Source organism: Streptomyces sp. NPDC029014 (assembly GCF_055564695.1).
Genome location: NZ_JBVHVT010000067.1, coordinates 37,164 through 49,907, shown reverse-complemented (window position 1 = coordinate 49,907; position 12,744 = coordinate 37,164). Strand labels below are relative to the sequence as shown.

Annotated in this window: 12 protein-coding genes; 9 read left to right on the top strand and 3 right to left on the bottom strand. The window is 73.0% G+C overall.

Annotation, left to right across the window (positions count from 1 at the left end; genetic code table 11):
• The first annotated feature begins 211 nt into the window (after positions 1–211).
• The 3 genes from ACZ4VL_RS29870 (at position 212) to ACZ4VL_RS29860 (ending at position 4,624) form a co-directional block, all read left to right on the top strand.
• Positions 212–364, top strand: a complete 153-nt coding sequence (locus tag ACZ4VL_RS29870; protein WP_404238706.1) for an SCO1431 family membrane protein — start codon at positions 212–214, stop codon at positions 362–364.
• 429 nt (positions 365–793) lie between these two features.
• Entirely contained in the window at positions 794–1,966 is a 1,173-nt protein-coding gene (locus ACZ4VL_RS29865) for an acyl-CoA dehydrogenase family protein (RefSeq protein ID WP_468205998.1), read from the top strand.
• A gap of 165 nt (positions 1,967–2,131) precedes the next feature.
• The gene (locus tag ACZ4VL_RS29860; RefSeq protein WP_468205996.1) at positions 2,132–4,624 is read left to right on the top strand and encodes a DUF6185 family protein; all 2,493 of its coding nucleotides are present in this window, start codon (positions 2,132–2,134) and stop codon (positions 4,622–4,624) included.
• 41 nt (positions 4,625–4,665) lie between these two features.
• On the opposite strand, the gene ACZ4VL_RS29855 is transcribed toward ACZ4VL_RS29860, so the two are convergent.
• A complete protein-coding gene (locus tag ACZ4VL_RS29855) occupies positions 4,666–4,893 on the bottom strand; it encodes a hypothetical protein (protein WP_468205993.1) in 228 nt (75 codons plus the stop codon).
• Between the two features lie 219 nt (positions 4,894–5,112).
• Here ACZ4VL_RS29855 and ACZ4VL_RS29850 point away from each other — a divergent pair, with 219 nt between their 5' ends.
• Positions 5,113–6,246: an Rv3169 family protein gene (locus ACZ4VL_RS29850; RefSeq protein WP_468205990.1), complete on the top strand. Its 1,134-nt coding sequence runs from the start codon at positions 5,113–5,115 to the stop codon at positions 6,244–6,246.
• A 35-nt stretch (positions 6,247–6,281) separates the two neighbouring features.
• On the top strand, positions 6,282–7,391 hold the full coding sequence (locus ACZ4VL_RS29845) for a phosphotransferase family protein (protein ID WP_468205988.1): 1,110 nt from the start codon (positions 6,282–6,284) through the stop codon (positions 7,389–7,391).
• 72 nt (positions 7,392–7,463) lie between these two features.
• Here the strand turns inward: ACZ4VL_RS29845 and ACZ4VL_RS29840 are convergent, their stop codons facing one another.
• On the bottom strand, positions 7,464–7,901 hold the full coding sequence (locus ACZ4VL_RS29840; RefSeq protein WP_468205985.1) for a hypothetical protein: 438 nt from the start codon (positions 7,899–7,901) through the stop codon (positions 7,464–7,466).
• Positions 7,902–8,119: 218 nt separating this feature from the next.
• Between ACZ4VL_RS29840 and ACZ4VL_RS29835 the strand changes: the two genes are divergently transcribed.
• The 4 genes from ACZ4VL_RS29835 to fxsA all read left to right on the top strand — a co-directional run bounded on the left by ACZ4VL_RS29835 (position 8,120) and on the right by fxsA (position 12,166).
• A complete protein-coding gene (locus tag ACZ4VL_RS29835; RefSeq protein WP_179178588.1) occupies positions 8,120–8,560 on the top strand; it encodes an Lrp/AsnC family transcriptional regulator in 441 nt (146 codons plus the stop codon).
• Between the two features lie 168 nt (positions 8,561–8,728).
• Complete coding sequence (locus tag ACZ4VL_RS29830) at positions 8,729–10,378, top strand: amidohydrolase (protein WP_468205982.1); 1,650 nt, start codon at positions 8,729–8,731, stop codon at positions 10,376–10,378.
• Between the two features lie 296 nt (positions 10,379–10,674).
• Entirely contained in the window at positions 10,675–11,466 is a 792-nt protein-coding gene (locus ACZ4VL_RS29825; RefSeq protein ID WP_468205979.1) for a polyprenol monophosphomannose synthase, read from the top strand.
• Between the two features lie 115 nt (positions 11,467–11,581).
• The gene (gene fxsA, locus ACZ4VL_RS29820; protein ID WP_468205976.1) at positions 11,582–12,166 is read left to right on the top strand and encodes an FxsA family membrane protein; all 585 of its coding nucleotides are present in this window, start codon (positions 11,582–11,584) and stop codon (positions 12,164–12,166) included.
• 199 nt (positions 12,167–12,365) lie between these two features.
• Here fxsA and ACZ4VL_RS29815 read toward each other — a convergent pair whose 3' ends face one another.
• A complete protein-coding gene (locus ACZ4VL_RS29815; RefSeq protein ID WP_007262928.1) occupies positions 12,366–12,740 on the bottom strand; it encodes an RNA polymerase-binding protein RbpA in 375 nt (124 codons plus the stop codon).
• Positions 12,741–12,744 lie beyond the last annotated feature (4 nt).

Here is a 12,744-nt window from a genome sequence, read left to right as displayed (position 1 = left end):
GCGGGACGGACCACACCCGCGCCTGACCCTCCCCTCCCCGGCGACGGACCCCTCGGGCCCGGGGGAAGGGCGACCCGCACGGGCCCCCCGACACCCCGGCCCCCGTCCGCACGACGCCCGGGCCCCGGCGGCGCGCCGCACGACGTGAGGCGCGCCACCAGTGACCCTCGTCTCTACCGCGAAAGCCGCGAACGCTGGCACATTGGACGGCATGACCGCACACAGCGCCGCCCCCACCGCCCCCGCCCGGACCCGGGTCCGCACCGGAGGCCCCACGGACGATTCCTCCTGGCTGGAGCACGTGCTCGGCTGGACCCTCGTGGTGGTCGTCGCCATGTTCGTCACCCAGCTCGGCTGGATCTGACCACCGCCGGGCCCCGCGGGCTCCCCGGCCGCCCTCCTCGGAACCCCGTGTCCGCGGCGGGTTGAGTCGAACTCCCGCCCGGCGCAGGCCCGTTGGGTGTCCGCACCCCCGTGCCCGGCCCTCGTGCGCACGTCAACGGCCCCGGCCCGCCCGTTCGGCGGATGCGGCCGCCGCCCCGCCCGGCGCCGCGGACGGCCGCCGAGGGTTCGTCCCGGAGTGTCCGCAACCGCCCTCCGCCTGCGCATTCACTCGTGATCTTGCCCCGGTGACGGGAAGCTCCTGATCGGGCATACTCATGCCGCCGCAGCCTCTGAACTGCCCCTTCCGTGATCCGGGAGGGCAGTATCGGCTGTAAGAGCACCGTTACCCGGCGGCGCGTCCCACACCTCACGCGTCGCCGCCGTGCCCACGAGGGAGGAGAGCGCCGCCATGATCGACCGCGCCCCGCAGCCGGTGGACCGTCAGCTGCCCACCGAGGAGTCCCGGGACCTCCTCGCGCTCGTACGTGAGATCACCCAGCGGGAGATTAGCCCGCGGGCCGCCGAAGAGGAGGAGGCCGGGCACTTCCCGCGCGAGGTCTTCACCCTGTTGTCCGAGTCCGGCCTGCTGGGTCTGCCGTACGACAGCGAGTACGGCGGCGGCGACCAGCCCTACGAGGTCTACCTCCAGGTCCTGGAGGAGCTCGCCGCGGCCCGCCTGACCGTCGGCCTCGGCGTCAGCGTGCACTCCCTGGCCTGCCACGGCCTGGCCGGCTACGGCACCAAGGAGCAGCGGGCCGCCCACCTGCCCGCCATGCTCGGCGGCGGACTGCTCGGCGCCTACTGCCTCTCCGAGCCGGCCGCCGGCTCCGACGCCGCCTCGCTCGCCACCAAGGCCGTCCGCGACGGCGACGACTGGATCATCAACGGCACCAAGGCGTGGATCACCCACGGCGGGGTCGCCGACTTCTACACCGTCCTCGCCCGCACCGGCGGCGAGGGCCCCAAGGGCATCACGGCCTTCCTCGTGCCGGGCGACGCCGAGGGCCTCTCCGCGGCCGTCCCCGAGAAGAAGATGGGCATGAAGGGCTCGCCCACCGCCCAGCTGCACTTCGACGGCGTCCGCGTCCCCGACGCCCGGCGCATCGGCGAGGAGGGGCAGGGCTTCACCATCGCCCTGGCCGCCCTGGACGCCGGCCGCCTCGGCATCGCCGCCTGCGCCATCGGCATCGCCCAGGCCGCCCTGGACGAGTCCCTGGCCTACGCGCAGGGCCGTACGCAGTTCGGCCGCCCCATCGCCGACTTCCAGGGCCTGCGCTTCATGCTCGCCGACATGGCGACCCGGATCGAGGCGGGCCGGTCCCTGTACCTGGCGGCGGCGCGGCTGCGCGACGCGGGCAAGCCGTTCTCCCGGCAGGCCGCGATGGCCAAGCTGTTCTGCACGGACGCCGCCATGGCCGTCACCACGGACGCGGTCCAGATCCTCGGCGGCTACGGCTACACCCAGGACTTCCCGGTGGAGCGCCTGATGCGCGAGGCCAAGGTGCTCCAGATCGTCGAGGGCACCAACCAGATCCAGCGCATGGTCATCGCCCGCCACCTGGCCGGCCCGGAATCCCGCTGACGCGGCGCGCAGGTCCGGCCCGCCCGGCCGGGCCTGCCGCGCCGTGCAGGCGCGCCCGCGACTCGGCCCATCGGGTGAGCGGGCCTGAGCCGTCGAGGTGGACCCGCACGCGCTCCGCCGCGTCGCGCGGGCCCGCCCCGGTCCGACGGGGAAGATCCTGGCGCGGTGATCCAGCCCAGACGCCCCGCGCTGATCCTGCTGCACGGCCTTCTGCTGCTGTTCCTCGCGGTGCCGGTGGGCGCGGCGTTCGCGGCCCCCGCGGAGCCTCCCTGGGCCGACCCCTGCCGAGCCGACCAGCTCACCGCGGCAAAGGTCAAGGCGACGGCGGAGTTCGACCACCGGGGCCGCGACTTCAGCATGCTGACCAGCACCTTGCACGTCAGCATTCCAGCTGATTGGGATCGCGCCCCGGACCTCCTCCTCGATACGCGATCGGTGGGATACCGCTCAGCGCTGCGCTGCTTGCTGGGGAAGGACATGGAGGAGGCACTAGCCGCCTACGACGAATGGCGTTTGAAGCCGGTCTCCGTCAAAGCCATCGGGAAAACGGTTGCCGTCCACTACGAAGCCGTCGTATGGATCGAGGCGCTCACTTCTTACCGCGTCGGCCCGTGGCGGTTGGAGGCCGGCGATGACGTCTGGAAGATCCAGCTGGATCCCCCAGCCAGCCTCGCGGCGGCCGTGTGGGAGGACGTGCGCGTCCGTCTGGGGGGTCCCGGGGCGATGCTGGCCAGTCCTGCGCCGAATTTCGGCGAGAAGGGCACCGTGCTGGAGTGGGGTCGGAAGGGGCGGTACGAGATCCCCACCGTCGAGTTCACCCCGCCGGAAGCGCAGCAATGGAACGCCCTCACCTCATCGGCCGGCCGCGCATGGGCAGTCCTGGGGGCGGACGGCGCTTCCGGTGCCCTGTGGTTCCTGGCGACAGGTGGCTTGCTGCTCGTTTGCGTGCGGCGGCTCCGGCGGAGTCTCGGGAGCGGAATCCGCCCGCGGGAAGCGGTGGCGCTGCGGATGCTGAGGTCGTGGGCCCTTCTGCAGGGGCTTCTCGGTCTTGTCGTCTACATGGGCGACGACCTCTATCGGCTCGTCGACCGTCGAATGACATGGAGTTGGGACTACCAGCAGACCCTTTGGTTCGTCTCCACGCTCTGCTTGGGTGTCGCGCTGTGCCTCTTCGGAAACGTGCGGAAGGAGCTGTCCATCGTGGTGGGCACAGCAGCCGTCTGCCTGACGGCCCTATACATCGGTGCGGAACTGGCGGAAGTCCCGTTGGTGCCCACGAGCGACGTGGTGCTCTCTCCCGGCGGGTACTGGATCACGGTGGTCGTGTGCCTGGTCGTGCTTTTCATCATCTACTTCGGGATGATCGCCGCCGGGCGGCGGGCCCTGCTCCTGAGCGATTCGAGATGGCCCGCATGGGCGGTCGTGTCCGTCTCCCTCGCGGCATCCGCCATGACCGTGCTGTGGGCCCGCCTTGCCTTCGAGCGCCACTGGGAGCGCGTGAGCTGGCTCGCCGACCCCGGCTGGCTGCCCTACCGGGACGAATGGGTGACGCAATACCACGTGTGGTGGGCGTGGTTTCCGGCCGATGCCCTGCCCTCGCTGCTGGACATCGTCTCACTCCTGACGCTCCTCGCCCTCGTGGGAGTGCTCCGGGTCTGCAGGGCGGAGCAGCACCAAGCGGACTCGTTCACACCGAACCAGGCCGAGAAGTTCGTTTTCATGGTTTTCTTCGCCACTGGCGTCGTGACCAGTCAAGCCTGGCCCTACGGGTTCCCGGGCTACTCCCTCACCCTGATGCTCGGCCTGCTCACCGCAGGGGGCCTGCTCGCCCTGGGGCGCTCCAGGTCCGTCCTGGAGCAACCATCGAAGGACAATGCCCCATTGGGAAGGATCGTGTCGCGCACGGACCGCTCGGACCTGCTGCGTCTGGCGCGGCACTTCAGGGAGCTCCAGGCCCGGCGCCAGCATCTCGGCTCCGAGCCCTCACCCGACCGTGATGCCGCCAAACTGGCGATCGAGAACGAGATCGACAGGATGGACCGGTCCTTGCCGGAAGGGGTCAGGCCCGTTGACCTGCCGTTCGCGTGCGGGCCTAAGGAATCGTGGTGGGAAAACGCCTGTACCGGTGCGGTCATCGCCTGCTTCACGGGTATCCCGGCGACGGGGTTCATGTACTGGGTCCGGGCGGTCCAGGGTGACTCCTGGGCCCTGTGGACGCAGTACTCCGCCGGGTTCGTCTCGATCCTCACGGAGATCCTCTACTGGCAGACGACCTGGGTGGCCGGAGGGTTCTTCCTCGGGGCTCTGTGGCGCGACCTTCCGGGGCGCAACGGCCCGACGAAGGCGTTCTGCGTGACGCTCGGCTTCGCCATTCCGGCCGGGGTCGAGCACGTCGTCTCCGCGGCCATCGGGCAGAGCATCCCGGGCACGGTGGGAATCGTCGCAGCCTTCGCGTCGGTGACCACGCTGACCGGCCTGGTCATGGACGTGCAGACGTTCGAGAGCGAGCGGCGGTACTGGCCCACCAGCGCCGGACTGGTCTCGTACGTCTACCAGATGCGCATCGCCTCGGTGGCGTTCTTCCTGGCTCAGGTCCTGGCGCTGGTCACGATCTGGAAGACGTTCAAGGAGGGCGGTCCCACAGCGCCTCCCCGCTGAGGCCGGCGTGCCGTGTGCGGGGAACCGCGGGCGCTGTGGCATCAGCTCTCGAACAGGGGTCCCGTCGGCCAGATCGGGGACGTTGCGACGCGGGACCACTCCGGGTCGCGGTGGCCCGGCAGGGTGCGGCCGTCGTCGGCCCAGCGGGCCAGCAGTGCGCGGTAGATCGGCGGGTCGGACTGCCGGTGGCGAACCGATTCTTCGGCAGTGTGCGGCGCCGGGCGGCGGCGTCGGCCCGTTCTCGGTGCCGGGGTGTCGAGTGCGGTCATATCCGGAGCAACGCGCGCCCGACCGGCGGGTAACCGCGCCCGCCCACCGGGTTTCCGTTCGAGGTGTCCCCGGGCGGCGCCCGGTCGTGCTCGGACAGCCCGGTGTGCCGGGGTGTCAGGGATGGTCAGAGGTGTGGCCGCGGCGCCCATCTCTGACGTACCGTCAGATCCGCATCATGCACCGCGCCCGCACCGCCCCCGTGCCCCTGGAGCTGCGCCATGCCCGCGGACCGCCCCATCCCCCTGGACGAGTACCCCATCCACCAGGCCCCGCTGTCGATGAAGCACGTCGTCACCGGCGACCGCAACGCCTACGACCGCTGCATCTTCCACGTCTTCGACCACGCCGGCCGGGCCGTCCTCATCGCCGGCCTCGGCGTCTACCCCAACACCGGGGTCATCGACGCCTACGCCACCCTCCGCACCGGGGACCGGCTCCTCGCCGTCCGTGCTTCCGACGCCCTCACCGACGACCGCATGAACCTCGCCGTCGGCCCGCTGCGCCTCACCGTCGAGGAACCCCTGAAGCGGATCACCCTGCGCTGCGACCCCGACCCCGCCGACCCCGACGGCCTCTCCTTCGACCTCACCTGGACCGCCGAGTTCCCCGCCGTCTGGGAACCGCACCACACCCAGCGGCGCGGCGACCGGCTCATCCTCGAAGGCCGCCGCTTCGTCCAGGCCGGCCACGTCACCGGCACCCTGCGCGCCGACGGCGAGGAGCACACCCTCACCCCCGACGCGTGGACCGGCACCCGCGACCGCAGCTGGGGCGTCCGCCCCATCCCCGGCGAGGACGGCGGCCGCGCCGCCGAGGAACACCGGACCGAGGGCTTCCACTGGCTCTGGATCCCCGTTCGCTTCCCGGACCGGTTCGTCATGGTCATCGTCCAGGAGGACGCCGACGGCCACCGCACCCTCAACGAAGCCGTCCAGGTCTTCCCCGAGGGCAGCGGCCGCCCCGACGTCCAACTCGGCTGGCCCCACACGGACATCCGCTACCGCCCCGGCACCCGGCACCCCGAGAGCGCCGTCGTCCACCTCGCCGACCCCGCCCGCAAGCCCCTCGAACTCGGCGTGCAGGTCCTCGGCTCCTCCCCGCTCGCCGTCGGCGCCGGCTACCCGCCCGCCGCCGACTGGCAGCACGGCACCTGGCAGGGCCGCGGCTGGACCGACCGCCGCGTCCTCGACCTCTCCGACCCCGCCGCCCACCCCATGGCCGCCTACGGCGTCACCGACCACTCGGCCCGTTTCACCCTCGACGGGCGCACCGGCCACGGCATCTTCGAACACGGCACCTTCGGCCGCCACGACCCCAGCGGCTTCACCGACTTCGCCTCCGTCGCCCCGTAACGGACGGTCGACCGCACACAGGAAGAGGGGCAGTCATGGCAGCAGCACCGGCACCACGTCCCCGCACCTCCACCCGGGCACCCGAAGAGCTCGCCCGGCGCCTGACCGCCTGGCTCGACGGCCGCCTCCCCGGCGCCCGCGTGTCCGGCGTCCGCGTCCCCGCCTCCAACGGCATGTCCAGCGAGACCCTGCTCTTCGACATCGAGCACCCCGACACCCCGGTCCGCGCCTGCGCCCTGCGCCTCGCCGCGGACCCGGCCGCCTACACCGTCTTCCCCGCCTACGACATGCCCCGCCAGCACCGGGTCATGAGCCTGGTCGCCGCCCACACCGACGTACCCGTCCCGCGCGTGCACTGGCTGGAGGAGGACCCCGGGCCGCTCGGCGCCCCCTTCTTCGTCATGGCCCGCGCCGAAGGCCGGGTCCCGCCCGACGTCATGCCCTACACCTACGAGGGCAACTGGCTGTACGACGCCACCGACGCCGAACGCGCCGCACTCCAGGAGGCGAGCATCTCCCTCCTGGCCCGCCTGCACGACCAGTTCCCCGCCGGGGAAGCCGAGTTCCTCCTCCCCGGCGGACCGGGCAGCCCGCTGCGCCGGCACGTCGAAGCCCAACGCGCCTACTACGCCTGGGTGGTGGACGGACTCGCCCCGTCCCCGCTGCTGGAGCGCTGCTTCGACCGCCTCGAAGCACTGTGGCCCGCCGACGAGGGCCCCGCCGTCCTCAACTGGGGCGACGCCCGCATCGGGAACGTCGTCTACGACGGCTTCGCACCCGTGGCCGTCCTGGACTGGGAGATGGCCGCCTTCGCCCCGCGCGAGGTCGACCTGGGCTGGACCGTCTACCTGCACCGCTTCTTCCAGGACCTGACCACCGGCTTCGGCCAGAGCGGCCTGCCCGGCTTCCTGCGCCGCGAGGACCTCGAACGACGCTACGCCGAACTCACCGGACACACCCCGCGCGACATGGAGTTCCACACCCTCTACGCCGCCCTGCGGCACGGGATCGTCATGCTCCGCATCGCCTACCGGCAGGCGCACTTCGGGGAGGTGGAGGTCCCGGCCGACCCCGACCGGCTGATCCTGCACCACGCCACCCTCGACGCCATGGTGCGCGGCACGTACTGGGAGCCGTACGGCTGAGGCCCGGGCCGCGTCGGCCCGGGCCCGGTCATCGGCCCGCCGCGACCCCGCGGCCGGGCCCTTCCGCCCAGGTCAGGCGGCCTGCGCGTGCCGGCTCCGCTGCAGCGGGACAGCGGCCGCGAGCCGTACCGGACGCGAGCCGGGCCCGCCCACGTGGGAGAACGGCTGGGTGCGCCAGTCCAGGCCCTGGGGCAGCGTCAGCATGACGACCTCCAGCTCCTGGGAGTCCGCGTCCGCGTCCGCGGCGGGCAGCGCGTCGGCGGCCGTACGGCCCGTGCCCGCGCACACCGTCAGCCCGAACGGGTTCCACGGGCTCGGGCAGAGCGCGTGCTCCGGCAGGTACTCCTCGTTCGCGACGAGGGCGATCGGCTGGCCGCAGTCGGGGCAGATCGCGTGGCGGATCTCGAACCCCTCGCCGTCATCGAGGTAGTCGGCGTCGTCGGCGTGGTCGACCGCGCCGGGATCCAGGGGCTCCGGTTCGGTGCGACCGGTGCGCTTGGTGTTCTGCATGGATGTACTCCCCCTTGGGTGGGCCGGGCGGGCGATGTTCTTCGGCCTCGGCCACAGCAAGCACTTCCCGTCGCGCGGCACGAGTAACCACAACAAGCCGGCGCAGTAGGGCATACCCTTGTGGCTTTGGTCACATGCCCGCCGCAGGTGCCACTTGTGGGCGGACAGCACTGTGCCCGGACCGCTTTTGGGCCGTAGGTTGAGCGGCTATGAGCGCTATGGAGGAACTGGACCGCCAGATCGTGGATCTGCTGGTGCGGGACGGGCGGATGAGCTATACGGACCTGGGCAAGGCCACGGGACTGTCCACGTCGGCGGTCCACCAGCGGGTACGCCGCCTGGAGCAGCGCGGCGTGATCCGCGGCTACGCGGCCGTGGTCGACCCCGAGGCCGTCGGCCTGCCCCTGACGGCCTTCATCTCGGTCAAGCCCTTCGACCCCAGCGCCCCCGACGACATCGCGGACCGGCTCGCCGGCGTACCGGAGATCGAGGCCTGCCACAGCGTCGCAGGCGACGAGAACTACATCCTCAAGGTCAGGGTCGCCACCCCGCTCGAACTGGAGGACCTCCTCGGCCGGCTGCGCGCCCTCGCCCACGTCTCCACCCGCACCACCGTCGTCCTGTCCACCCCTTACGAGGCCCGACCGCCCCGCATCTGACGCCGCGGCCGGCGGCCCGCCGACGGGAGCGGGCCGGAACGCAGCGGGGGAGGGGGCCGGAACGCAGGCGGGCGCGGGCGGGAACGCAGGCGGGCGCGGGCCGGGACGGGGCGGGAAACACGGGGGGCGCGGTCGAACCGGCCCCCGCGAACCGGGAGACTGGTGCGCATGACTGACCGCACCGCCCCCGCCGCCGACGACGCCGGAGCAATCGCATCCGCCTCGGCCCCCGACCGGACCGTCCTCCTGCGCGGCGGCGAGGTACACAGCCCCGCGGACCCGTTCGCCACCGCGATGGTCGTCGAACGCGGCCACATCGCCTGGGTCGGCTCCGAGGGCGCCGCCGACGCCTTCGCGCAGGGCGTGGACGAGGTCGTCGACCTCGACGGAGCGCTCGTCACCCCCGCGTTCACCGACGCGCACGTCCACACCACCTCCGCCGGCCTCGCCCTGACCGGGCTGGACCTCTCCGGCGCCGCCTCGCTCACCGAGGCCCTCCAGCTGGTCCGCGCCTATGCCGCCCGCCGTCCCGGCGACCGCGTCCTGTTGGGCCACGGCTGGGACGCCGCCCGCTGGCCCGAGCGCCGCGCCCCCCGTCGCGCCGAGCTCGACGAGGCCGCCGGCGGCCGCCCGCTCTACCTCAGCCGCATCGACGTCCACTCCGCCGTGGTCACCACCGCCCTGCTGGACCTCGTGCCCGCCGTCACCGTCCGCGGCGACGAGCCGCTGACCCGCGACGACCACCACGCCGTCCGCAAGGCCGCCCTCGCCGCCGTCACCCCCGTGCAGCGCGCCGAGGCCCAGCGGGCCGCCCTCGACCACGCCGCCTCCCTCGGCATCGGCTCCGTCCACGAGTGCGGAGGCCCCGACATCTCCTCCGCCGAGGACTTCGCCGACCTGCTGAACCTCGCCCGGGAGCGGCCCGGCCCGCGGGTCTTCGGCTACTGGGCGGACCGCGACCTGGAGCAGGCCAAGGCCCTCGGTGCCATCGGCGCCGCCGGCGACCTCTTCGCGGACGGTGCCCTCGGCTCCCACACGGCCTGCCTGCACGCCCCGTACGCCGACGCCGCGCACTCCACCGGCACCGGCTACCTCGACGCGGCCGAGATCGCCGAGCACGTCACCGCGTGCACGGAGGCGGGCCTCCAGGCCGGGTTCCACGCCATCGGCGACGCCGCCCTCACCGCCGTCGTCGAGGGCTTCCGCACGGCGGCCGACCGGCTCGGCCTCGCCCGCGTCCGCGCCGCCCGGCACCGCATCGAGCACGCCGAGATGATGACCCCGCAGACCATCGCCGCGTTCGCGGAGCTGGGCCTGACCGCCTCCGTGCAGCCCGCGTTCGACGCCGCCTGGGGCGGCGAGGACGGCATGTACGCGGACCGGCTCGGCGCCGAGCGGGCCCGTACGCTCAACCCGTTCGCCGCCCTGCTCAAGGCCGGGGTGCCGCTGGCCTTCGGCTCCGACGCCCCCGTCACCCCCTTCGACCCCTGGGGCACCGTCCGGGCCGCCGCCTTCCACCGCACCCCCGAGCACCGCATCTCCGTCCGGGCCGCCTTCACCGCCCACACCCGTGGCGGCTGGCGGGCGCTCGGCCGCGACGGTGCGGGCGTGCTGGTGCCCGGCGCCCCCGCCGACTACGTCCTCTGGGAGACCGACGAACTGATCGTCCAGGCCCCCGACGACCGGGTCGCCCGCTGGTCCACCGACCCCCGCTCGGGCACCCCCGGACTGCCCGACCTGACCCCCGGCCGGGACCTCCCGGCGTGCCTCGCGACCGTGGTCGGCGGCCGGGAGGTGTTCGTACGGCCACAGGGGTGATCCGCCGGGGCCCGGGTTCGGCGCCCGCCGCCCCGCCCGGATAGGTTCGGCCGGGTCCACCACCGGACGTCCGTACCGGGCGGATCCGTCCGCCCCACGCGCCCGTGCCTCGGGGGCGGCGGAAGGTTTCGCCGGGCGGCAGGTGGCCCGTGCCGGGGACCCGTGGTCCAGTAGACAACGGTCACGTCCGCCCGCATCCGGCGGGAGCCGTACCGGCCCGAAGGACCGCGGGCCCCGACCACTGTTCTAAAGTCATTCCCTGTGACAGGACGTACGAGAACACGAAGGCGGACCCAGTGAGCGACGGCGGACAGCGAGCCCACGGACCGCTCGGCACGACCTTGGTGATCATCCCGACCTACAACGAGGCGGAGAACATCGGGCCGATCGTCGCCCGCGTGCGCTCGGCCGTGCCCGAGGCGCACGTCCTCGTCGCGGACGACAACAGCCCCGACGGCACCGGCAAGCTCGCCGACGAGCTGGCGGCCGCCGACGACCACGTGCACGTCCTGCACCGCAAGGGCAAGGAGGGGCTGGGCGCCGCCTACCTCGCCGGCTTCACCTGGGGCCTGGAGCGCGACTTCGGCGTGCTCGTCGAGATGGACGCGGACGGCTCCCACCAGCCGGAGGAGCTGCCGCGCCTGCTCACCGCGCTGGCCGGCGCGGACCTGGTGCTCGGCTCGCGCTGGGTGCCGGGCGGCCGGGTGGTGAACTGGCCCAAGAGCCGCGAGTTCCTCTCGCGCGGCGGCTCGACCTACTCCCGGCTGATGCTCGACGTCCCGATCCGCGACGTCACCGGCGGCTACCGCGCCTTCCGTCGCGAGACCCTGGAGGGGCTGGGCCTGGAGCAGGTCGCCTCCGCCGGGTACTGCTTCCAGGTGGACCTGGCCCGCCGGGCCGTGCGCGCGGGCTTCCGGGTCGTGGAGGTGCCGATCACCTTCGTCGAGCGGGAGTTCGGCGACAGCAAGATGAGCCGGGACATCGTGGTCGAGGCCCTGTGGCGGGTCACCCAGTGGGGCCTGCAGTCGCACGCGGCCAAGCTGGCCGGCCTGGACAAGCACCGCTCCCGGGGCAAGGGCGGGGCCTGACGCTCCCGCCCGCCTGGGTCGGCACGGGCGGGCCGGCCGCCGGGCAAACCCCTAGGGGATGCCCGGTACCTCCGGCTGAGCCCGCTTTTATCCGGGCCCGGGCACACTGGATGACATGACGACCGGCGCACCCACTTCGACGGCCCACCGGCGGCGCTCGCCTGCCCGCACGTTCCTGCCCCTGGCGGTCGCCGCCTGGGTGATCCTGGAGATCTGGCTGCTCAGCCTGGTCGCCGACGCGGCGGGCGGCCTCACCGTCGCCGCACTGATCATCGGCGGAATCGTGCTCGGCGCCGTGGTCATCAAGCGGGCCGGCCGCCGCGCCTTCAAGAACCTCACCGACACGATCCAGCAGGCCCAGCAGGGGCAGCCGCCCGCCGCGCGTCAGCCGGGCACGGGCAACGCCCTCACCATGCTGGCCGGCCTGCTCCTGATCCTGCCGGGCCTGCTCTCCGACGTGGCGGGCCTGCTGTGCCTGATCCCGCCGGTCCGGGCCTGGATGGGCCGCCGCGCCGGCAGCCTCCTGGAGCGCAGGATGTCCGCGGCCCGGGCAGGGAGCTTCGCCGGCGCCTTCCAGCAGGCCCGCATCCACCAGCCCGACGGGAAGGTCGTCCAGGGCGAGGTCATCCGCGAGGACCGGCCGGAGCCGCAGGACCGCCCGGGCTCCGACGCCGGGTACCGGCCGCCGCTGGCGCCCTGATCCGCGTACGAGGCCGAGTCCGGCCGTAGGAGGGCGGGTCCGGCCGTACGAGGACGAGTCCGGCGGTACGCGAGCGAGTCCCCGCACGGGACGAGTCCGAGCCGCACGGGACAAGCCGAGGGCCCCCGCCACGGAATGTGGCGGGGGCCCTCGGCTTGTTCTCCTCGTCCGACCCTCGGGTGGACGTGTCGTCCGACCGTCAGGCGGACTTGCGGCTGTCCCGCGGGTGCACGGCAATGTTCATGGCACCGGAGCGCAGGACCGCCAGCCTCTCGGCCAGCACCTCCTCGAGCTCCTCGCGGGTACGCCGCTCCATGAGCATGTCCCAGTGCGTTCGCGCGGGCTTGCCCTTCTTCTCCTCGGGCCCGTCCCCGTCGACCAGGAGTGCCATGGCGCCGCACGCCTTGCACTCCCACTCCGGCGGAATCTCTGCCTCAACCGAGAACGGCATCTCGAATCGATGTCCGTTCTGGCATGCGTACTCCACCGCCTGGCGCGGGGCCAGATCGATACCGCGGTCCGTCTCGTAGCTGGTAACCACGAGCCGCGTACCGCGGAGAGCTCGCTCACTCATGAAT

What these genes read in the sequence shown, in the direction of transcription:
- ACZ4VL_RS29870 (WP_404238706.1), top strand. Translation starts at nt 212, where the DNA reads ATGACCGCACACAGCGCCGCCCCCACCGCCCCCGCCCGGACCCGGGTC.
- ACZ4VL_RS29865 (WP_468205998.1), top strand. Translation starts at nt 794, where the DNA reads ATGATCGACCGCGCCCCGCAGCCGGTGGACCGTCAGCTGCCCACCGAG.
- ACZ4VL_RS29855 (WP_468205993.1), bottom strand. Translation starts at nt 4,893, where the DNA reads ATGACCGCACTCGACACCCCGGCACCGAGAACGGGCCGACGCCGCCGC.
- ACZ4VL_RS29850 (WP_468205990.1), top strand. Translation starts at nt 5,113, where the DNA reads ATGCCCGCGGACCGCCCCATCCCCCTGGACGAGTACCCCATCCACCAG.
- ACZ4VL_RS29845 (WP_468205988.1), top strand. Translation starts at nt 6,282, where the DNA reads ATGGCAGCAGCACCGGCACCACGTCCCCGCACCTCCACCCGGGCACCC.
- ACZ4VL_RS29840 (WP_468205985.1), bottom strand. Translation starts at nt 7,901, where the DNA reads ATGCAGAACACCAAGCGCACCGGTCGCACCGAACCGGAGCCCCTGGAT.
- ACZ4VL_RS29835 (WP_179178588.1), top strand. Translation starts at nt 8,120, where the DNA reads ATGGAGGAACTGGACCGCCAGATCGTGGATCTGCTGGTGCGGGACGGG.
- ACZ4VL_RS29830 (WP_468205982.1), top strand. Translation starts at nt 8,729, where the DNA reads ATGACTGACCGCACCGCCCCCGCCGCCGACGACGCCGGAGCAATCGCA.
- fxsA (WP_468205976.1), top strand. Translation starts at nt 11,582, where the DNA reads ATGACGACCGGCGCACCCACTTCGACGGCCCACCGGCGGCGCTCGCCT.
- ACZ4VL_RS29815 (WP_007262928.1), bottom strand. Translation starts at nt 12,740, where the DNA reads ATGAGTGAGCGAGCTCTCCGCGGTACGCGGCTCGTGGTTACCAGCTAC.